This is a genomic window from Streptomyces sp. NPDC003042 (genome assembly GCF_053591315.1).
Genome location: NZ_JBSFTP010000010.1, coordinates 24,585 through 44,969, shown reverse-complemented (window position 1 = coordinate 44,969; position 20,385 = coordinate 24,585). Strand labels below are relative to the sequence as shown.

At 72.3% G+C, this 20,385-nt stretch carries 18 protein-coding genes; 7 read left to right on the top strand and 11 right to left on the bottom strand.

Annotated features, from left to right (window positions below):
* The first annotated feature begins 73 nt into the window (after positions 1–73).
* The 4 genes from ACWDYJ_RS08270 (at position 74) to ACWDYJ_RS08255 (ending at position 4,845) form a co-directional block, all read left to right on the top strand.
* Positions 74–922, top strand: a complete 849-nt coding sequence (locus tag ACWDYJ_RS08270; RefSeq protein WP_451564687.1) for a 3-hydroxyacyl-CoA dehydrogenase family protein — start codon at positions 74–76, stop codon at positions 920–922.
* A 190-nt stretch (positions 923–1,112) separates the two neighbouring features.
* Positions 1,113–1,436, top strand: coding sequence for an STAS domain-containing protein (locus ACWDYJ_RS08265; RefSeq protein WP_073911465.1), 324 nt, complete (start codon positions 1,113–1,115; stop codon positions 1,434–1,436).
* 96 nt (positions 1,437–1,532) lie between these two features.
* Entirely contained in the window at positions 1,533–2,174 is a 642-nt protein-coding gene (locus ACWDYJ_RS08260; RefSeq protein ID WP_451564686.1) for a LysE family translocator, read from the top strand.
* A gap of 187 nt (positions 2,175–2,361) precedes the next feature.
* Positions 2,362–4,845: an ATP-binding protein gene (locus ACWDYJ_RS08255; protein WP_451564685.1), complete on the top strand. Its 2,484-nt coding sequence runs from the start codon at positions 2,362–2,364 to the stop codon at positions 4,843–4,845.
* On the opposite strand, the gene ACWDYJ_RS08250 is transcribed toward ACWDYJ_RS08255, so the two are convergent.
* The 3 genes from ACWDYJ_RS08250 to nucS form a co-directional block, all read right to left on the bottom strand.
* Positions 4,842–5,066 carry a helix-turn-helix domain-containing protein gene (locus tag ACWDYJ_RS08250; protein WP_451564684.1) on the bottom strand — a complete coding sequence of 75 codons (225 nt, stop codon included), beginning with the start codon at positions 5,064–5,066 and terminating at the stop codon, positions 4,842–4,844. The two genes, ACWDYJ_RS08255 and ACWDYJ_RS08250, sit on opposite strands and share 4 nt — an antisense overlap.
* Positions 5,066–5,563 (bottom strand): DUF2975 domain-containing protein, encoded by a 498-nt coding sequence (locus ACWDYJ_RS08245; RefSeq protein ID WP_451564683.1) that lies wholly within the window; start codon positions 5,561–5,563, stop codon positions 5,066–5,068. The genes ACWDYJ_RS08250 and ACWDYJ_RS08245 overlap by 1 nt, the downstream gene beginning before the upstream one ends.
* Before the next feature lie 110 nt (positions 5,564–5,673).
* A complete protein-coding gene (gene nucS / locus ACWDYJ_RS08240) occupies positions 5,674–6,345 on the bottom strand; it encodes an endonuclease NucS (RefSeq protein ID WP_451564682.1) in 672 nt (223 codons plus the stop codon).
* A 221-nt stretch (positions 6,346–6,566) separates the two neighbouring features.
* Here nucS and ACWDYJ_RS08235 point away from each other — a divergent pair, with 221 nt between their 5' ends.
* Positions 6,567–6,959, top strand: coding sequence for an SCO5389 family protein (locus ACWDYJ_RS08235; RefSeq protein WP_451564681.1), 393 nt, complete (start codon positions 6,567–6,569; stop codon positions 6,957–6,959).
* Positions 6,960–7,040: 81 nt separating this feature from the next.
* Here the strand turns inward: ACWDYJ_RS08235 and ACWDYJ_RS08230 are convergent, their stop codons facing one another.
* Positions 7,041–8,072 carry an LLM class flavin-dependent oxidoreductase gene (locus ACWDYJ_RS08230; RefSeq protein WP_451564680.1) on the bottom strand — a complete coding sequence of 344 codons (1,032 nt, stop codon included), beginning with the start codon at positions 8,070–8,072 and terminating at the stop codon, positions 7,041–7,043.
* A gap of 247 nt (positions 8,073–8,319) precedes the next feature.
* Here ACWDYJ_RS08230 and ACWDYJ_RS08225 point away from each other — a divergent pair, with 247 nt between their 5' ends.
* On the top strand, positions 8,320–8,646 hold the full coding sequence (locus tag ACWDYJ_RS08225) for an ATP/GTP-binding protein (RefSeq protein WP_451564679.1): 327 nt from the start codon (positions 8,320–8,322) through the stop codon (positions 8,644–8,646).
* A 28-nt stretch (positions 8,647–8,674) separates the two neighbouring features.
* Here ACWDYJ_RS08225 and ACWDYJ_RS08220 read toward each other — a convergent pair whose 3' ends face one another.
* From ACWDYJ_RS08220 to mce, 7 genes are all read right to left on the bottom strand, one after another.
* Complete coding sequence (locus ACWDYJ_RS08220) at positions 8,675–9,550, bottom strand: ABC transporter permease (RefSeq protein WP_451564678.1); 876 nt, start codon at positions 9,548–9,550, stop codon at positions 8,675–8,677.
* A complete protein-coding gene (locus ACWDYJ_RS08215) occupies positions 9,547–10,716 on the bottom strand; it encodes an ABC transporter ATP-binding protein (protein WP_451564677.1) in 1,170 nt (389 codons plus the stop codon). The genes ACWDYJ_RS08220 and ACWDYJ_RS08215 overlap by 4 nt, the downstream gene beginning before the upstream one ends.
* A gap of 187 nt (positions 10,717–10,903) precedes the next feature.
* Positions 10,904–11,683: an ABC transporter permease subunit gene (locus ACWDYJ_RS08210; RefSeq protein ID WP_451564676.1), complete on the bottom strand. Its 780-nt coding sequence runs from the start codon at positions 11,681–11,683 to the stop codon at positions 10,904–10,906.
* A 2-nt stretch (positions 11,684–11,685) separates the two neighbouring features.
* The gene (locus ACWDYJ_RS08205; RefSeq protein WP_451564675.1) at positions 11,686–12,708 is read right to left on the bottom strand and encodes an ABC transporter ATP-binding protein; all 1,023 of its coding nucleotides are present in this window, start codon (positions 12,706–12,708) and stop codon (positions 11,686–11,688) included.
* A 114-nt stretch (positions 12,709–12,822) separates the two neighbouring features.
* The gene (locus ACWDYJ_RS08200) at positions 12,823–13,761 is read right to left on the bottom strand and encodes a cellulose-binding protein (protein ID WP_451564674.1); all 939 of its coding nucleotides are present in this window, start codon (positions 13,759–13,761) and stop codon (positions 12,823–12,825) included.
* 194 nt (positions 13,762–13,955) lie between these two features.
* Complete coding sequence (gene scy, locus ACWDYJ_RS08195) at positions 13,956–18,425, bottom strand: polarized growth protein Scy (RefSeq protein WP_451564673.1); 4,470 nt, start codon at positions 18,423–18,425, stop codon at positions 13,956–13,958.
* Positions 18,426–18,606: 181 nt separating this feature from the next.
* Entirely contained in the window at positions 18,607–19,035 is a 429-nt protein-coding gene (gene mce, locus ACWDYJ_RS08190; RefSeq protein ID WP_451564672.1) for a methylmalonyl-CoA epimerase, read from the bottom strand.
* Positions 19,036–19,181: 146 nt separating this feature from the next.
* Here mce and ACWDYJ_RS08185 point away from each other — a divergent pair, with 146 nt between their 5' ends.
* Entirely contained in the window at positions 19,182–20,384 is a 1,203-nt protein-coding gene (locus ACWDYJ_RS08185; protein ID WP_451564671.1) for an acetyl-CoA C-acetyltransferase, read from the top strand.
* Position 20,385: the final 1 nt, after the last annotated feature.

The following is a 20,385-nucleotide window of genomic DNA, read 5'->3' as shown; positions in this document are numbered from 1 at the left end:
CCGCACCGCCCGGGCGCTAGTCTCCGCCGGAGAGGACACGAGACTGGACCGTGTTGAGAACGAGGGGTGTGCAGTGGCTGGGAAGCTCGCCGTCATCGGTGCCGGACTGATGGGTTCCGGGATCGCTCAGGTCTCCGCTCAGGCGGGTTGGGACGTCGTACTGCGCGACGTCACCGACGCCGCGCTGACCCGTGGCACGGACGGGATCAAGGCCTCGTACGACAAGTTCGTCTCCAAGGGCAAGATGACGGCGGAGGACGCCGAGGCGGCGCTCGCCCGCATCACCACGACCACCGACCTGGACGCGGTGGCCGACGCCGACATCGTCGTCGAGGCCGTCTTCGAGAAGCTCGAGGTCAAGCACGAGATCTTCCGTGCCCTCGACAAGCTCGTCCGCGACGACGCGATCCTCGCCTCCAACACCTCCGCCATCCCGATCACCAAGATCGCGGCCGTGACGGAGCGTCCGGAGCGGGTCGTCGGCGCGCACTTCTTCTCGCCCGTCCCGATGATGCAGCTCTGCGAGCTCGTGCGCGGCTACAAGACGAGCGACGAAACCCTCGCCACCACCCGGGCCTTCGCCGAGTCCGTCGGCAAGACCTGCATCGTGGTCAACCGCGACGTCGCCGGCTTCGTGACGACCCGTCTGATCTCCGCGCTCGTCGTCGAGGCCGCAAAGCTCTACGAATCGGGCGTGGCTTCCGCCGAGGACATCGACATCGCGTGCAAGCTGGGCTTCGGACACGCCATGGGGCCGCTGGCCACCGCCGACCTCACGGGCGTCGACATCCTCCTGCACGCCACCAGCAACATCTACACCGAGTCCCAGGACGAGAAGTTCGCGCCGCCGGAGCTGATGCGCCGGATGGTGGACGCGGGCGACATCGGCCGCAAGAGCGGACAGGGCTTCTACAAGCACTGAGTACGCATCGAGGGCTGTACTCACAGAGCATGCCCGTTCGAATGCCATCACCCCCCGGGGTGAATTAGGTATCGGTTCGCTCACGGTCGGCAACTTCACTGCCCGCGGATCAGTCAGTTGCAGTGAGAGTTGCCGACCATGGACCGCAACCCGTCGGACCACACGCACGCAGTACAGCCGGGGAGTACACATGCACATCAGGGGCGACCACGCCGAACTGGCCGTCGGGGGCCGCCTCGACGTGCGCAGCGCGGCGGACGCCCGTACGGCCCTCCACACCGCCCTCGACGACGGCCACGGCGACCTCGTGCTCGACCTGACCGGACTCGACTCCTGGGACGCGACCGGCCTCGGCGTGATCATGGGCGCCCATCGGCGGGCCGGCAGGACCGGGCGGCGCCTGGTCCTGCGCGGCGTGCCCGCCCAGATGCAGCGCCTCCTCGTGGCGACCCGGCTGCACCGCATCCTCGCGATCGAGGGCGGGCTCGAAGCGGAGTCCCTGCCGCGGGTGTGACCCGGTCGGCCCGGGTGTGACGCCCGCGCGGCCCTCGCGCCCGAACCGCGGAAAAATGGGCTGCGGCGCCGATCGGTTTGGCGCTTACATGGCCGCATGGTGACCACCGACAGACTCCTGGCCTTCGCGGCCATGTCGTTCCTGCTGATCGTGATCCCCGGCCCCAGCGTGCTGTTCGTGATCGGACGGGCGCTGGCACACGGCCGCCGCGCCGCGCTGACCACGGTGGTCGGGAACACGCTCGGAGCCTATGTACTCGTCGTGGCCGTGGCGCTCGGGGTCGGGGCCGTCGTCGAGCGCTCCGTACTCGTCTTCACCGCGCTGAAGCTGGTGGGCGCCGCGTACCTCGTGTACCTGGGCGTCAAGGCGGTACGGCAGCGCGGATCGCTGTACGCCGCGGTCACGGGTGACGCGCCGGCGGCGCGGGGCGGCCTGCGCACCCTGGGGGAGGGATTCGTGGTCGGCGTGGCCAACCCCAAGACCATGGTGTTCTTCGCCGCCGTACTGCCTCAGTTCGTCGACCGGGGCCAGGGGCACGTCGTGCTCCAGATGCTCGTGCTCGGCCTGGTCTTCAACGTCATGGCGCTGGCCCTCGACAGCGTGTGGGGGCTCGTCGCGGCCACCACGCGCGGCTGGTTCACGGGCTCGCCGCGCCGCCTCGCCATGGTGGGCGGGGCCGGCGGGCTCACGATGATCGGCCTCGGCGTCACCGTCGCCGCGACGGGCCGCCAGGAGTAGGGCGTGTGCCCGTATCAGGAGGAAACGTAACGGTCCGGTGGTGAAGGCACCCCGGCGGTTCCCGCAGGACCGGCCACCGTCTAGGGTTCGGGCGGAAACCGGACCAGTAGCGACAGCGGCGTGTGGTGTGCGAAGGCCGGACGTAATGACGGCGACGGCGCGCGCGACGCGATCGGGGGACTTGGTCATGGACCGTACACAGGGGCAGCCCGAGCAGCGGGACCGGCAGCAGGGACCGGCCGCCGGCCGGCCCGCGAACCCGTCCGTGAAGCAGTCGGTGAACCCGTCGGCGAGCCAGTCCTCCGAGGTGCCCGCGCAGCCGCCCGCGCGGATCGTCACGCTGACCGCCGGCGCCTTCAGCCTCACCGTCAACCCCGTCGACGGCAGCGAGATCGAGCCCCTTCGGCCCGGCACCACCCCGGCCCTCCCCGCCAAGCGCGACGCGCTCGACCGCGCCGACCACGACGCCGCCGCACGGCCGCCCGTACTGCCGGGCCCGCCCGCCCCCGACCGGCCGCTGCTGGAGCGGGCCGAGGAGCGGGAGCGGCTCGTCCGGCTGCTGGCGCGCGGACGCTCCGTACGGCTGACCGGACCCGCCGGATCCGGCCGTTCGGCGCTCCTCGACTCGGTCGCCGCGGCCTGCGCGGAGCTCGCGCCCGACGGCGTCGTCCGGCTCAGCGGCTACGGCCGGAAGCAGCCCGCCGAGCTGCTGTACGCCCTGTACGCGACCGTGTACGACGCCCGGGGCGAGCGGCCCGACCGTACGGAACTCCTCGCCCGGATCGCCCGGATCGGCGCGATCGTCCTGCTCGACGACCTCGAACTGGGCGGCACCGCACTCGACGAACTGCTGCGCGCCACCCCCGAGTGCGCCTACCTGCTCGCCGCGACCCCCGAGACCAAGGCCCCCTCCGACGACGCGCACCTGGAAGAGGTCTTCCTCGGCGGGCTCGGACGGGCCGACTGCGTACGGCTCCTGGAGGCGGGCACGGGACGCGCGCTGACGGAGGAGGAGACCGCCTGGGCGGAGGACCTCCGCTTCGCTTCCGAGGGGCTGCCCCTGCGCTTCGTCCAGGCGGCCGGGCTGCTGCGCCAGCGCGACGAGCTGAACCGCAGCTCCGCCGAGGACGACGACGAGGAACCGGGAGTCTTCGAGGAGCGGCCGCGCGACGCCGGCCCCGTGCCGCTGCCGACGCTGGCCGAGGCCGCGGCGCCCGCCGAACTGCTGGCCGAGCGGGTGAGCGAGTCGTCGCGGGCCGCCCTGCGGATCGCCTGCGCGCTGGGCGGCGAACTCCCGCACCACGCGCACCTGCCCGCCATGGTGGGCGACACGCACGCCGACGCCGCCGTCGGGGAGCTGCTGGCCTGCGGGCTGATCACACCGGTCGGCTCTCGCTACCGGCTCGCCGAGGGGGTCGCGCGCCAGCTGGAGGAAGCCGGGTTCGTGGAGAGCGCGGCCGAGGAGGCCCGTACCGCCGCCCGGCACTACGCCTGGTGGACCGGACACGCCTCGGTGACCCCGGCGCGGGTCGCGGAGCAGGCGGACGCCGTGCTGGCGGCGCTGGCGGGGGCCGATGTGGTGGCCGCCGTACTCCTGGCCCGCACGGCGGCTCCGGCCTTCGCGGCCTCCATGCACTGGGAGGCGTGGGAGCGGGTGCTGCGCGCGGGCGCGGAGGCAGCGCGGAAGGCCGGGGAGGTCGCGGAGCAGGCGTACTTCCACCACGAGCTGGGCGTGCTCGCCCTCTGCGAGGGGCGGCTGGACCGGGCGCGGGCCGAACTCGAGGCGTCCATCGGCCTGCGCGGCGCGCTCGCGGACAGGCGGGGGACGGTGGCCGGGCGGCGGGCGCTCGCGCTGGTCACCGACCGCGAGGCGATGGGGGTGGAGGCGACGCCGCCGCTGCGCCTGGCACCGCCGGTGGCTCCTGTGGGTCCTGTGGCTCCGCCGGTTGTGGTGGCTCCGCCTGTGGCTCCGCCGGTCGCGGTGGTGGAGCCCGCCGCGCGGGAGGCCGTCACGCAGGTGACCCCGGTGGTCCGGCGGATGGAGTCGCCGCTGACGACGACACCGACCACACCGACGACGACACTGGCAGGGGTGTTCGACGAGGCGTTCCCGCCGGTGGCGATGCCGAAGTTCGAGCCGGTTCCGGTTCCGGGACCGGTCCCCGGGCCGGCATCCGAACCGCGGCGCAGGACCGTGGTGCTGGCGGCGGCCGGCGCCCTGACGGTGGTGGCGCTCGGCACGGTGGTGGCCCTGGCCCTGACCTCTGGGGACGCGCAGCCGCCGCAGCGGCCCGGGGTGTCGTCCACTCCCGCGTCAGTGGTGTCGCCGGTGGCTCCCGAGGCGCCGGTGGTGCCGGCGCCGGGAACGAGCGGGAACGATCCTGCACCGGAGCCGGGCACGTCGGCCCCGCCCGCGGGGTCCGCCGACCCGCAACCCGGCCTGAGCCGGGCCCCGGGCAACACCGCCCCGACGGCCCGCACCACCCCGCCGCGCCGCACGCAGTCGCCCGCGGCCCCGCCCGCGACCAAGCCGGCGCCGCCGAGCCCGACGACCCCCACCCCGGAACCCCCGGACCCGCCGGCGCCGAGCGCGAGCGCCTCGGAGTCCGCGCCGTCGACGCAGTCGGCCACGGCAACGGCCCCGGACCAGTCGCCGCCGCCGCCGCTCTAGCCCGTCGCGCCGGAATCCTCGGATTCCCAGCGCAGCAGGTCTCCCGGTTGGCAGTCGAGGGCCTCGCAGAGCGCGGCGAGCGTCGCGAAGCGCACCGCCTTGGCGCGGCCGTTCTTGAGCACCGCCAGGTTGGCGGGGGTGATCCCGACGCGGTCCGCGAGGTCCCCCACGGACATCTTCCGCCTGGCCAGCATCACGTCGATGTCGACGACGATCGGCATCAGATCACCTCGTCCAGCTCGGCCTTCATCTGCGCCGCCTCCACGTCGCGCGCGACGGCCTGGGCGAGCAGCATCCGCAGCACGAGCACGATGAGCGCGACCCCCAGGACGGCCAGGACGGCCCCGCACAGCAGGAGGACGATCCCCGGGGCGACGGCCTCGCCCGGTGCCAGGACGACGGCGAGCGCGAACACCAGGAGGGCGGCCGCCACGAGCGCGCCGATCACGATGTGCACGTACCGGAAGGCCGCGTGGGAGAACACGGTTCCGCGGCGCACCATCGTCACCAGTCGCCACACGCAGACCAGGACGACCTGGACGGTCACGATGCCGAGGACCGTGATCACGAGGAACGGGGTGCGCAGGTACGCGAAGTCCTCGTTGAGTTCCTTCAGGTCAATGGCCAGCAGCGGCACCATGACCGCCTGTACGCCTACTGAGCCGGCGAGCAGCACCACGAGTACGGTGCGCAGCGCGAGCACGGTCAGTTTTCCCATCGTCTCTCCCTCGATCGAGCCACGATGGAAATCTATCGATAATCGATAGGCGCTGGCAAGGGTCGGACGGGGTGGGTGGTAGGTGTGGTGGGTGTGGCGGGTGTGGTGGGTCAGAACAGGCGGAGCTTGTCGTCCTCGATGCCGCGCATGGCGTTGTAGTCCAGGATCACGCAGTCCATGCCGCGGTCGTTCGCCAGGACGCGGGCCTGCGGCTTGATCTCCTGGGCCGCGAAGACTCCCCGGACCGGAGCCAGGTGCGGGTCGCGGTTCAGGAGTTCCAGGTAGCGGGTGAGCTGCTCGACGCCGTCGATCTCGCCGCGGCGCTTGATCTCCACCGCCACCGTCGCGCCCGACGCGTCCCGGCACAGGATGTCCACCGGGCCGATGGCCGTCATGTACTCGCGCCGGATCAGGGTGTAGCCCTCGCCGAGGGTGTCGATCCGGTCGGCCAGCAGCTCCTGGAGGTGGGCTTCCACGCCGTCCTTGATGAGCCCGGGGTCGGTGCCCAGCTCGTGGGAGGAGTCGTGGAGGACTTCCTCCATGGTGATGATGAGCTTCTCGCCCGCCTTGTTGACGACGGTCCAGACGCCCGTGTCGTCACCGCTCCCCTCCTTGAGGGTGCACGGAGGGGACATCCAGTTGAGCGGTTTGTACGCTCGGTCGTCCGCGTGGATCGAGACACTGCCGTCCGCCTTCACGAGGATCAGACGGGGTGCCGAGGGCAGATGGGCGGTGAGCCGGCCCGCGTAGTCGACGGAGCAGCGGGCAATGACGAGACGCATGGTCGGCAACGCTACTCGACCGACGGGCCTCCACGCGATTCGCCCCTGAAAGGCCCCGTTCGTCGATGGCGCGTTGTATGCGCATTCTCCTGGTGCGGTACCCGGCGGGCGCCTACCGTGGTGAGCGGGCGGTTGTCGAACGCGCACACTGCGTCGCGGCCTCCTTCCCTGCCCGTAAGACTCCGGCAACCCAGACGGCCGGGGTCACGAGAGGAGAACCCATGTCGCTCGACGTCTCACCGGCCCTACTCGAACAGGCCGAGCGAGGCGAGGTCGACGAAGCCGCTTTCGTCGACTGCGTCCGGACCTCCCTGCCTTACGCATGGGAGATGATCAGCTCGTTGACGGCCCAGCTGGAGGTTGAGGGCGGAGAGTTCGCCGACAACCAGACGCCGCCGCCGGACGAGCAGGCGCGCGGGCAGCTGCTGCGCGCGCTCGCGAGTGACGCGATACGTGGTGCGCTGCAGCGGCACTTCGGGGTGCGCCTCGCATTCCAGAACTGCCACCGCGTAGCCGTGTTCCCGCTGGATTCCTCGGTGGACGACCGGCTCGCGAAGTTCACCTCGATCCGTGGTCAGCTGCTCAACCAGTCGCCGCTCCTGCGCGACTGCTAGTGCCCAGTACGTACGACCGGTAGTTCGCTGCCGCTCCGTGTCGCGTGAGGTGTACGACGGACACCGGAGCGGCAGCCACGGTCATCCCAGGAGCGGTAGCACCTCGGCCCCGAGGCGTCGTACGTTCTCCTCCGTCGCGGCGAGGTCTCCGGAGCCTTCCGTCAGCAGGGCGAAGCGGGTGATGCCCGTACGCTCCGAGGTCGCCGCCAGCCGGTCCGCCGCCCGTTCCGGGGTGCCGACCGGGTGCAGGTCGCACAGCAGCTCGGTGTACGCGGCCGGGTCCCGCATCGCGCGTGCCCGGCCGTCCACCGTGACGTGGGCGCCCAGGCCCAGTCGGAACCAGCCGGGCATCGCCTTCACCAGCGTCTCGCGCGCGTCCGCCGTCCGGTCCGCCAGCTGGCAGACCCCGGCCGACACATGGCCCGCGGCGCGTACGGCGTCCGACGAGTGGCCCGCCGCCAGCGCCGTCTCGCGCCACAGGGCGACCATCGCCGCCTTGTCCTCGTCCCCGCAGTGCATGCCGAGCAGCATCGCCAGCCCCCGCCGCGCGGCCAGTCGTACCGACTCGGGGGAGGTGCAGGCGACGATCACTTCCGGCCCTGTTCCGTTCCCGTCCAGCGCCTCCGCCGGGCGGGGTACGACGGCGACCTCGCGGAAGCCGTACCGCTCGCCGTCCGCCCCCACCCGCGGCTCGGTCAGCCAGCGCCGCAGCAGGTCGAGGTCCTCCGGGAAGCCCTTCTCGTACGCCTCCAGGCCGCCCCCGAACACCTCCAGGTCGACCCAGGGCCCGCCCCGGCCGACGCCGAGGGTGAAACGGCCGCCGGAGGCCACATGCAGCAGGGCCGCCTGTTCCCCGAGGGTCACCGGGTGCGTGTTCGGCAGCACGCTCACCGCCGTCCCCACGCGCAGCCGCCGGGTCCGCCCCAGCAGGAGGGCGGCGAGGGTCACCGCCGACGGGCAGACCCCGTACGGCACGAAGTGGTGCTCGGCCAGCCAGACGGAGTCCAGCCCCGCCTCCTCGGCCACCTCGGCCGTCCGTACCGCCCGGTGCAGTGCTTCCCCCGGCCCCTGACCCGGGAACTGGGCAGCCAGTACAAAAGCTCCTACGCGCATCGCCCTTAGCCTCCTCCTCGTGGCTGACGCGGCCTCCCCCAGGTGGACCGACTGTCGGCGGCATCGACATCTGCTGGCAACAACGTCTGACACGTGCCAAAGGCACGGCCTGACAGGAAAGTTATTGGGATTGTCGGGCCAGTTCTCGTATGACCTCCGGCCTTCATCAGCCACCCTGCGGTTACCCCGGCTCGCTGCGCGTAGTCTGGGGCAAAGTCACTGCCGCCCGCCCATTCGTGAGGTATACGTGTCACCGCGCCACAACCGCCCCCGAGGCGGCGAGACTCCGGACGAACGACCTGCCACCGGCCTCGAGCGATACGGGCTGGAGCGGACCGAGGAGTACCTGGGCGAGGAGTGGAAGATCCGCCACGTCGCGGGTGCGAGCGCGGCGGGCAAGCGGTACCGCTGCCCCGGCTGCGACCAGGAGATCCCCTCGGGCACCCCGCACCTGGTGGCCTGGCCCGAGTACGGCGGCGTGGACGACCGGCGGCACTGGCACAAGGCCTGCTGGAACGCCAAGGACCGCCGCACCTCCAAGGTGCAGCGGTCCCGTAACGCGCCGAGGTACTGACCGGTCCCCGCGAGGCGCGCGGCCCGGCTCAGACGTCGCGGCGGCGGACCACGGCGTACGAGGCGGTCACCGCGGATGCCGTCACGGCGACGAGCAGCAGCAGCTGGGCCAGGGAGCCGGGCATCGGGTTGCCCTGCATGTCACCGCCCCCCACTCCGAAGAGCTGGATCAGCGCCACGGGGGCGTTGTAGCGGACCACGGTCAGCCCCACGCCCTCGGTGGCCGGCCAGGCGGTGAGTATCGCGCCGAGCACGGGAGGCATGGTGACCACGCCGAGCATGACGGCGATCCCCCCGGCCGAGTGCCGTACGAGCGCCCCGACGGCCAGGGCGAGCACGCCCAGCACGGTCACGTAGAAGCAGCCGGCCAGTGCGCCCGCCCACTCGCGGCCGCCGTGCACCCCGGCGGCGGGCCCGTTGTGCACGAGGGCGGCGGAGAATCCGACGGCCGCCACCGAGCCCAGCGTCACGGTGAAGGCGACCGCGCCGAAGACCAGGTACTTGGCGGTGAGCACGCGCAACCGCTCGGGGGCGGCGGTGAAGGTGGTGCGGATCAGGCCGGTGCCGTACTCCGAGGAGATCGTCAGCACGCCGAGCACGATCACGGCCACCTGCCCGACCATCAGGCCGAAGAGCGCGGGCCCTGTGAAGGGGACCGACTGGTAGTCCGCGGACCGGGTCTGGATCACGGCGATCAGGCCTACGCCGACGACCAGGACCACCAGGGAGCCGAGCGTCCACAGGGTGGAGCGCACGGAGGTCAGCTTGGTCCACTCAGAGGCCAGCGCGTGCCCCAGGTGCGGCCGGGGCGTCGGCAGCGGCGAGCTGTAGACGCCGCCCTGCCGCTCCGCGCCGGCGGCCGCGGTGGTCGCGGTCGTGGGGCTCGGCTTCGGGGCGGCGGTCATCGGGGGTCCTCGGTGGTGTGCGGGGCGGAGGGGGAGGAAGGGGAGCCGGGGGCAGAGGCGGAGGACGGGGCGGACGAGGCGAGATCGGCGGGACTGCCGGGCATCAGGAAGGGCCGCCCGCCCGCTCCGGGCGGCGGGGGAGCGAAGAAGCTCGCCGCCGTCTCGGTGGGGACCTCGGGGACGGCCTCCTCCTCCTCCCACTCCGGGACGCTCAGTGGCTCGGGCTCCCACAGCTCCGCGCGGGGGTCCTCGCTGGAGGTGTACTCCACGGAGGACTGGGTCATCCGCATGTAGGCCTCCTCCAGCGAGGCGCGGTGCGGGGACAGCTCCCACAGCCGCACGCCGGCCTCGTGCGCGAGGTCGCTGATGCGCGGGAGCTCCAGCCCGGTCACCCGCAGCGCCCCGTCCGGTTCCTGGAGGACCCGGCCGCCCGCCCTGGTGAGCGCGGTGCCCAGCACGGCGCGGCCGTCGGCGCCCTCGCCGGCCGCGCGCACCCGCGCGAATCCGGCCGAATTGTGGGTGATGAATTCCTGGGTGCCCATGTCGGACAGCAACCGTCCACGGCCGATCACGATGAGGTGGTCGGCGGTCAGCGCCATCTCGCTCATCAGGTGCGAAGAGACGAAGACGGTGCGGCCCTCGGCGGCGAGCTGCCGCATGAGGTTGCGGACCCAGAGGATGCCCTCGGGGTCGAGGCCGTTGACCGGCTCGTCGAACAGCAGCACCTGCGGGTCGCCGAGCAGGGCGGCGGCGATGCCGAGCCGCTGGCCCATGCCGAGCGAGAAGCCCTTCGTACGCTGGCGGGCGACATCCTGGAGCCCGACGACGCCCAGGACCTCGTCCACCCGCCTCGTAGGGATCCCGGAGAGCTGGGCGATCGACAGCAGGTGGGTGCGGGCCCGGCGGCCGCCGTGTCCGGCCCTGGCGTCGAGCAGGGCGCCGACGTGCCGCTGGGCGTTCGGCAGCTCGCGGAAGGGAAGGCCGTTGATCGTGACATGACCCGCCGTGGGCCGGTCCAGCCCGAGGATCATGCGCATGGTGGTGGACTTCCCGGAGCCGTTGGGCCCCAGGAAGCCGGTGACGTGACCCGGCTTGACCTGGAAGGACAACTGGTCGACGGCGGTCTTGGCGCCGAAGCGCTTGGTCAGGCCGACTGCCTCGATCATCGTGCTGCCCCTTGCCAGGCCCGGACGGCTCTCGTCCACGTAAGCCTTAAGAGGATATCGAGTCGCGCGCGGTTCCCTCCCGGGCCGGATCCCTGAGCTACCCCTGAGATCGGCCCGGGGATCCCCCGTAGTACTTCAGGCGTCCCTCAGGTCCCTCTCAGGACGGACGCCGCGGCGCACCTGTCCGTCACGCGTCGCGCTTCTTCAGTACGACGTAGCCCCCGATCACGGCTGCCAGCACCCACAGGAGCATGATCCCGAGGCCGCCCCAGGGGCCGTACGGCGCGTCGGGGCTCTCCATCGCGCCCGGCACGACCTGCATGATCTTGGAGCCGGCCTGGTCCGGGAAGTACTGGGCCACCTTCCGGGTGGCGTCGACGAACCCCAGGATGTTCGAGACCAGCAGGAAGAACGGCATCAGGATGCCGAGCGCCAGGATGGAGCTGCGCAGGATGGCGGCCAGGCCCATCGAGAAGAGCGCCAGCAGAGTCATGTAGAGACCGGCGCCGATCACCGCGCGCAGGACGTTGTCCTCGCCGATGCCGATGCCGTGCTCGCCCAGGAGGGCCTGACCCAGGAAGAAGGACAGGAAGCTGGTCGCGAGCCCCACGACCAGCGCCAGCGCCGTGGCGACGGTGAGCTTTCCGAACAGGAAGCGCGCACGGCCCGGCACGGCGGCCAGTGAGGTGCGGATCATGCCCGAGCTGTACTCACTGCCCACCACGAGCACACCGAAGACGATCATCGCGAGCTGGCCGAGGGTCATGCCGGCGAAGCTCATGAGGGTCGGGTCGAAGGTGAGCCGCTCCTGCGGCGACATGTCGTCGAAGGAGGAGGCCAGGGCGGCGCACAGGGTGGCGCTGATGCCGACCGTCACGACGAGCGCGGCGGCCAGGGTCCAGGTGGTGGAGGCGACCGTACGGATCTTCGTCCACTCGGACTTGAGGATGGCGGGGAAGGTCGACATGGTCACTCGCCGCCCTTGCGCGTCGCGTCGTACGCCGCGCCCCACGCGGGGGCGTCGGCCGGCGGCACCGGAAGGCCGACGGCCACGTCGATGCCTCCGACGGGACCGGCCCCGCCCGGTGCGTGGGCGTGGTACTCGACGGAGTCCGCCGTCATGCGCATGAACGCTTCCTCCAATGAAGCCCGTTGCGGGCTGAGTTCGTGCAGCACGATCCGGTGCTGGGCGGCCAGCTCGCCGAGCTGCTCGGCGCCCACGCCGTCGATCTCCAGCGCGCCGGTGCCCGGCACGGCGACCGCGTCGATCCCGGCCTCGTGCAGGACGTCCTTGAGGCGTTCCTGCTGCGGCGAGCGCAGTCGTACGTAACTGCGCGAGTTCTGCTGGATGAAATCGGCCATCGAGAGATCGGCAAGCAGCTTTCCTTGTCCGATCACCACCAAATGGTCTGCGGTCAGGGCCATTTCACTCATCAGGTGAGAAGAGACGAAGATCGTTCTTCCCTCCGACGCGAGCCCCTTCATAAGATTGCGGATCCAGAGAATTCCCTCCGGGTCCAGACCATTGACGGGTTCGTCGAACATCAGGATCTCCGGATCACCGAGCAGCGCGGAGGCGATCCCCAGCCGCTGCCCCATGCCGAGCGAAAATCCTTTCGACTTCTTCCCGGCCACGGCCGTCAGGCCGACCAGGTCCAGCACCTCGGCCACCCGGCGCTCCGGGATCCGGTTCGACTGGGCAAGGCAGAGAAGGTTGTTGTACGCGGTGCGCCCGCCGTTCATGGCTTTGGCGTCCAGCAGCGCCCCGATGTACTTCAGCGGCTCCGGCAGGTTCCGGTAGTGCTTGCCGTCGATCCGGACCGTACCGCTGGTCGGATTGTCGAGGTCGAGCATCATGCGCATGGTCGTCGACTTGCCCGCCCCGTTGGGGCCGAGGAAGCCGGTCACCACCCCCGGTTTGACCTGGAAGCTGAGGTTGTCCACGGCGGTCTTCGCGCCGAATCGTTTGGTAAGGCCCTCAAGCTCGATCATGGGGTCACGCTAGAACGCCCAAGGGCCGCACGCTACCTCCGAAAGGTGACGCACGGCCCTGCTTTGGTCGTGAAACGGGCAAACCGTACCGCCCGGTTCACCGCGACGCGGGGGTCAGCGGCTCTGCTGCGCCGGGACGCCGCGGGTGACCGGCTCGTCGTCCACGATCGGGTTGGCCGCCGCGACGGCCGCACCGGTCAGCGTCGCCAGCATCTCGCGCACGTTGGTCAGCTGCGCGTTGATGGAGTCGCGGCGGTTGGTGAGCGCCGCCAGCTCGCGCTCGGACTCGCTGCGGATCCGGTCGGCCTTGGCGTTGGCGTCGGCGACGATGTCCTCGGCCTGGCGCTGCGCGGTCTCCACGGTCTGGCGGGCGCGGCGCTCGGCGTCCGTACGGAGCTTCTCGGCCTCCAGGCGCAGCTGCTCCGCGCGGTGCTCGATCTCCGCGAGGCGCTTCTCGGCCTTCTGCTGACGCGAGGCCAGGTCGCGCTCGGACTGCTCGCGCCGCTTGGCCAGGTTGGTCTCGAAGTCCGCGGCGGCCTGGGCGGCCTTGGCGCGGGTCTCCTCGAAGAGCGCGTCGGCCTCCTCGCGCTTGGAGGCCGCGTCCTTCTGTGCCTCGGCGCGCAGCGTGGACGCGTCGCCCTTGGCCTTCTCGACGATGCGGACGCCCTCGTCCTCCGCCTTCGTCTTCCGGTCGGACGCGAACGACTCGGCGTCGTTGCGCACCTGCTGGGCGGCCGACTCGGCCAGCTCACGGTGCTGCTCGGCCGCGCGACGCGCCTCCTCACGAAGGTCCTTCGCCTCCTCCTCGGCCAGGCGCAGGATCTTCTCGACCCGGGCGCCGAGGCCGGCGTACGACGGCTCGGCGTCGCTCACCTGGGCCTGGGCGTTCTGCGTCTCGAGGTGCAGCTCCTCGATCCGCTTTTCCAGAGAGTTGATACGTCCAAGGGCGCTGTCGCGGTCGGAGACCAGCTTGGTAATGCGGTCGTCCACCTGACCGCGGTCGTAACCACGCCGCACGAGCTCGAAGCCGAAGGGGGAGGAAGTGTCGCTCATGGGGTTCCTGTCGAATGAGACCGATGAGGTGCTACGTGAGGTGTTAAGGGGAATCCTAGGGGCCCGAACGGCGTGTCATCGAGTCAATCCACGTTTGCCCTGGACAATGACACCCCTTTTGAGTGGCAAGGCGACAGAATGCTTGTCACTCGTTCGTGTGAACCGCTACCGAAAGCACACATCATGTGCTGTGGCTAGCCCTCTGACGTCTTACCACCCGTACGAGTGGAACCCGCTGTTGCGCCGGCCTTCACGCCCCCCGCGCCCTGGCCGCCCATCGCGGGCTTCGCGGCACCCGAAGGTGCCTCGAATGATTCCAACGCCTCAAGAACGTCCTGGACACGGGAGATCTCCGCCTGAATGTCCTCGCGCCTGCGCACCAGGACCTCCAGCTCGCGCCGCCCCTCGTCGACCAGCCGCTCCGCCTCCGCACGGGCCTGCGCCAGCGCCCCCTCGGCCTCCCGGACCAGCTCCGCCTTCTTCTGCTCGGCCTCCTTGAGCAGCGCCTCCGCCTTGCGCACGGCGGCGATGCGGACCTTGCTCGCCTCGCTGCTCGCGTCCGACACCAGCGCCTTGGCCTTCGCCTCGGCCTCGACGCTCTGCTCGGTCGCCGCCCGCACCAGCTTGTCCACGCGCTCGCCGGCCGACTTCATCTGCTCGGACGACTCCCGGCGGGCCCGCTCGTGCAGCTCCTCGACCTCGGACTCGACCCGGCCGCGCAGCTCCTCCGCCCGCTCCCTTATGGCCGCCGCGTCCGTACGCGCCCCGACCAGCAGCTCGTCCGCGTCCGTACGGGCCTTCTCCACCACGGAGTTGCCCGCCACCGTCGCCTCGGAGGTGATCCGCGCCGCCTCCTTGCGGGCCGCGTCGACCATCGCGTCGGCCTGCTCCTCGGCCGCCGTGGTGGCCGCCAGAGCCTGCTGCCGGGCATCGCCGGTGAGCTTCTCGGCTTCCGCCGAGGCCTCCGTGATGAGCCGGTCGACCTGCGCCGCAGCCTCGCTGCGACGCTTGTTGGCCTCCTCGCGGGCCTCGTCCAGCAGCCGCTCGGACTCCGCACGGGCCTCCGTACGGACGCGCTCCGCCTCCGTCGCCGCCTCCGCCTTGACCCGCTCGGCCTCCGACCGGGTACGGGCGGCGTGCTCCTGCGCCGAGGACAGGGCCTGCGACGCCTCCGCCCGCAGCCGCTCGGCCTCGTTCGCCGCCTCGCCGACCGTGCGCTCGTTGTCCTTGCGCGTCTGCTCGGTGAGCCGGTCCGCCTGCGCGGTGGCCTCGCCGACGATCCGGCCGCCTTCCGCGCGGGCCTCGTCCAGGGTGCGCGCCGCGTCGGCGCGCAGTCGCTCGGCCTCCGCCGCCGCCTCGCCGACCGTGAGTTCGTTGGCCGCGCGCGTCTCGTCGACCAGTCGGTCGCCCTCGGCACGGGAGTCGACCAGGATCCTCGCGGCGTCCCGCTCGGCTGCGGCCAGCGTCTCGGCCGCCTGCGCCGTGAGCTTGTCCGCCTCGGAGACGGCCTCGGTGATGAGCCGGTCCGCCTGCTCGGCCGCCTCCGTACGGAGCCGGCCCGCCTCGGTACGCGCCTCGTCCAGGGTGCTCGCCGCCTCGGCGCGCAGGGCTTCCGCCGCGGCCTCGGCCTCGGCGACCGTGGCCGCGTTCGCCGCGAGGGTCTCCTCGGTGAGGCGTTCCGCCTCCGCCGTCGCCCCGGTGATGAGCCGGTCCGCCTGCTCGGCCGCCTCCGTACGGAGCCGGCCCGCCTCGGTACGCGCCTCGTCCAGGGTGCTCGCCGCCTCGGCGCGCAGGGCTTCCGCCGCGGCCTCGGCCTCGGCGACCGTGGCCGCGTTCGCCGCGAGGGTCTCCTCCGTGAGGCGTTCCGCCTCCGCCGTGGCCTCGGCGACGATCCGGCCGCCCTCGGTGCGCGAAGCCTCCAGGGACTCCGCCGCCTCGCCCCGGATGCGGTTCGCGTCCTCCCGGGCGTCCGCCCGGGTACGCGCCGCGTCGCGCTCGGACGCCGCCAGGGCGTCCGTCGCCTCGGTACGCACCCGCTGCGCGTACTCCGCGGTGTCGCTGCGCAGCTGCTCCGCCTCGGCGATCGCGTCGCCGACCGTGCGCTCCGCGAGCGCCTTCGCCGCGTCCGTCTCGACCCTGGCCTCGCTGCGCAGGCGCGCCGCGTCCTCGGCCGCGCGCTCGCGCTCCGCGTGGGCGTCGGAGCGGACCCGGTCCGCCTCCTCCTCGGCCTCGGTGCGCGTACGCCGCGCCGCGTGCTCGGCCGCGGAGCGCAGTCCGGCGACCTCCTCCTCGGCCTGCTCGTGCAGCCCGGCCACGGAGTCCCGTACCTGCTGGGCGGTGGCCTCGGCCGCCGCCACCAGCTCCGCCGCCCGGCGCTCCGCCTCCTCGGTCAGGCGGGCCGCCTCGGCCTGCGCCTCCTCCGAGCGCTTGCGGGCCTGCGCCAGCAACTCCTCGCTCTGCTCACGGGCCTGCGCGCGCTCGTTCCCGGCGTCCGTCCGGGCCGCCGACAAGGTCTCCTCGGCCTCCCGGCGCCGCCGGGTGGCCTCCTCCTGGGCAGCGGCGAGGGCCTCCGCGGCCTCCGCCGCGACCCGCTCGCCGGCCGCCTTCGCCTCCGCGCGCAGCCGGTCCGCGGTCTCCTGCGCCTCGGTGCGCAGCCGCTCCGCCTCGGCCTCGGCCTCGCCACGCAGCCGTACGGAGACCTGCTCGGCCTCCGCGCGAACCCGGCCGGCGTCCTCCGCGGCCTCCGAGCGCAGCTGGGCGGCCTCCGCCTCCGACTGGGCCTGGAGGGTGCGGATCCGCTCCGCCGACTCGGCGCGCAGCCGGTCATTCTCCTCGGTGGTCTCCTTGCGGATGCCCTCCGCCGCCGCGCGGGCGTCGCGCAGCGTCTGCTCGGCCGCCGTCAGCCGGCCCTCGGCCTCCGTGTGCAGCCGCACCAGTTCCGTGTCGGCCTCCGCCCGCTTGGCGGCGAGGGCCTGCTCGGTCTCCTCGCGCCGGGCACGGGCCGCCGCGTCCGCCTCGGCGGCCACGGCCTGCGCCTGCTCCTCGGCCTCGGCGCGCAGCCGCTCGGCCTCCGCGCGGGTGCGCTCCAGGGTGTCCTCGGCCTGCTTGCGCAGGGTGGTGGCCCGCTCCACGGCCTCGGCGCGGACCCGCTCGCTCTCGGCGTTCGCCCCGCCGCGCAGCTCGTCCGCGTCGGCCTTGGCCTTGCCGAGGAGCTGCTCGGCCGTCCGGGCCGCCTCCTCGATCTGCTGGACCGCCTCGCGGCGCGCCTCCCCGCGGATCCGTTCGCCCTCGGCGACGGCCTCCGCGCGCAGCTGCTCCGCCTCGCCGCGCAGCCGCCGGGCATCCTCCTGGAGCTCGACGGTGCGGGCCCGGTACTCCTCGGTATCGTCCTTCGCCGCGCCCTTGAGCTCGTCGGCCGTGGCCGCCGCCTGGGCGCGCAGCCGCTCCGCCTCGGTTTCCGCCTCGCGGCGGATCCGCTCGGCCTCCTCGGACGCCGCCCGGGTGGTCGCCCGGGCGTCCTCGGAGGCCTTGTTCAGTACGTCCTCCGCCGTGCGCGCGGCCTGAGCCAGCTGCGCCGCGGTGTCCTCGGCGGCGGCCGTACGGGCCTGCTCGCCGGCCTCCGTGCGCAGCCGCTCGGCCTCGGCACGGGCGTCGGCCAGCGCCTGCTCGGCCTCCGCCTTGAGGAGCTCGGCCTCTTTGGTGGCCTGGCCGACCAGCCGGGCGACCTGCTCCTTGGCGGTGCGGGTGCGCTGCTCGTTGACGGACTCCGCCGACGCGAGCTGGCGGGCGGCGCTCTCCTTGGCCTCCGCGAGCAGGGTCTCGGCCTGCGTGCGGGCGGTGCGCAGCGCGCCGTCGGCCTCCTGGACCCGCGCCTCCGCCACCCGGCCGAGGTCCATGGTCTGCTGGCGGGTCTGCTCGGCCTCGGCGCTGGTGGTGCTGCGCAGCCGCTCCGCGTGCTCGGTGGCCTCCTGGGCCTGCGCGGAGGCGGCGCTCAGCAGCCGCTCGGCCTCCTTGCGGGCGCGCAGCAGCGTGGATTCGGCCTCGGCGCGGGCCGCCTCGGCGTCGGAGGCGAGCCGGCGGCGGGCCTCCTCGATGGTCCGGGCGGCCTCGGCGCGGGCGGCGTTCAGCGCCTGCTCGGCCTCGGCGCGGGACTCGTCCATGAGCCGGCGGGCCTGGGACTCCGTACGGGCGCGCAGCTGCTCGGCCCAGGCCACGTTCTCGTTGACGTGGGCCTCGACGGTCTGGCGGCGCTCGCCCAGCTCCTGGTCCAGGCGCTGGCGCCGGTTGACGGCCTCGGCGTGCAGCTCGGCCTGGAGGCGCGCCTGGTGCTCGGCGTGCTCCTGGAGGATGCGCTGGGTCTGCGCCCGGGCGTCGCGCAGTTCGCGCTCGGCGTCCGAGCGCATCTGGTCGGCCTGGATCTGGGCATTGCGGAGCAACTGCTCCGCCTGGTAGCCCATGTCCGCGCCGTCGTAGGCGGGGCGGGACGCGAGATTGCGGCGTACCTCATGGAGCTTGGCGCGCAGCACCTCGACCTGGTATCCCAGGTCTTCCGCGTGCTGGACGGCCTTCCCGCGCTCCTTCTTCAGCCGCTCCATCTCGGCTTCGAAGCGCGACAGATGGTCCACCTCGGCCTGATGGCTCTCCTGGCTTTCGTAGCCCCGCACAGCGCGGTCCCATCCGTCCCCTGGTCGCAAGCTCACTCCCAAATGAGCATCGTCCGCCCGCTGAACGACGCCCCCGGGGAATGGTGTCAGATACCGGGGCAGGGGTCACAGGCCCCGACCCCGTCTCCGCACCGAACCCCGGCCGAGCCAGCATCACTCTACCGGCCGGGGAAAGGGGACATCAGTGCTCAGGTCGGGAGGTGACCAGTTCGGTGAGCACGCCGTGGCAGTCCTTGGGGTGCAGGAACGTGATGCGCGAGCCCATGGAGCCGATCCGGGGCTCGTCGTAGAGGACTCGGACGCCCTTGCCGCGGATGGCCTCGGCGTCCCCGTCGACGTCGGCGGTGCCGAAGGCGATGTGGTGGACGCCCTCACCGTTCTTGGCCAGCCACTTGCCGACCGCGGAGTCCTCGCGGGTGGGCTCCAGGAGCTGGAGGTAGGAGGCCCCGCCGTCGGAGGTCTCGTTGATCTTGAGCATGGCCTCGCGTACGCCCTGCTCCTCGTTGACCTCGGTGTGGAACACCTCGAAGCCGTACGTGGCACGGTAGAACTCGACGGTCTTGTCAAGGTCGAAGCAGGCGATCCCGATGTGGTCGATTCTTGTCAGCATGGGAACAGTGCACCGCCGAGGAGGGTCGTCACGCAACGTGCCAGCGATCACACCGACTGCCCGGTGACGGCGCGGGTACCGCTCAGTACATTCAGGTAAACCCTCGTTCACTCCTCAGCTTCCCTTGTTGAAAGGGGATCCGCCTCATGTCCGGATCGAACAACACCACTTCGGTGATCGTCGCCGGGGCCCGCACGCCCATGGGCCGACTGCTCGGCTCGCTGAAGTCCTTCTCGGGCGCCGACCTCGGCGGTTTCGCCATCAAGGCGGCGCTGGACCGGGCCGGCATCTCCGGCGACCAGGTCCAGTACGTGATCATGGGCCAGGTGCTCCAGGCCGGCGCGGGCCAGATCCCGGCCCGCCAGGCCGCCGTCAAGGCCGGCATTCCCATGAACGTCCCGGCGCTCACCATCAACAAGGTCTGCCTCTCGGGCCTCGATGCCATCGCCCTGGCGGACCAGCTGATCCGCGCCGGCGAGTTCGACATCGTGGTCGCGGGCGGCCAGGAGTCGATGACCAACGCCCCGCACCTGCTGCCCAAGTCGCGCGAGGGCTTCAAGTACGGCGCCATCGAGATGCTCGACGCGATGGCCTACGACGGCCTCACCGACGCCTTCGAGAACATCGCGATGGGCGAGTCCACCGAGAAGCACAACGCCCGCCTCGGCATCGAGCGCGCCCCGCAGGACCAGTTCGCCGCCACCTCGCACCAGCGGGCCGCCGCCGCGCAGAAGAACGGCATCTTCGAGGCCGAGATCACCCCGGTCGAGGTCCCGCAGCGCAAGGGCGAGCCGGTCGTCTTCTCGCAGGACGAGGGGATCCGCCCCGAGACCACCGCGGAGTCCCTCGGCAAGCTGCGCCCCGCCTTCGCGAAGGACGGCACCATCACCGCCGGTACGTCCTCCCAGATCAGCGACGGCGCCGCCGCCGTGGTCGTGATGAGCAAGGCGAAGGCCGAGGAGCTGGGCCTGGAGTGGCTGGCCGAGATCGGCGCCCACGGCAACGTGGCCGGCCCGGACAACTCCCTCCAGTCGCAGCCGTCGAACGCGATCGCGCACGCTCTGAAGAAGGACGGCCTGGACGTCGCAGACCTGGACCTGATCGAGATCAACGAGGCCTTCGCGGCGGTTGCCGTGCAGTCAATGAAGGACCTCGGCGTGACCCCGGAAAAGGTGAACGTCAACGGTGGCGCCATTGCCCTGGGGCACCCGATCGGCATGTCCGGCGCCCGGGTGGTCCTCCACCTGGCGCTGGAGCTCAAGCGCCGGGGCGGCGGGCTCGGCGCGGCCGCGCTGTGCGGCGGCGGCGGTCAGGGCGACGCCCTCGTGATCCGCGTCCCGAAGGCGTAGG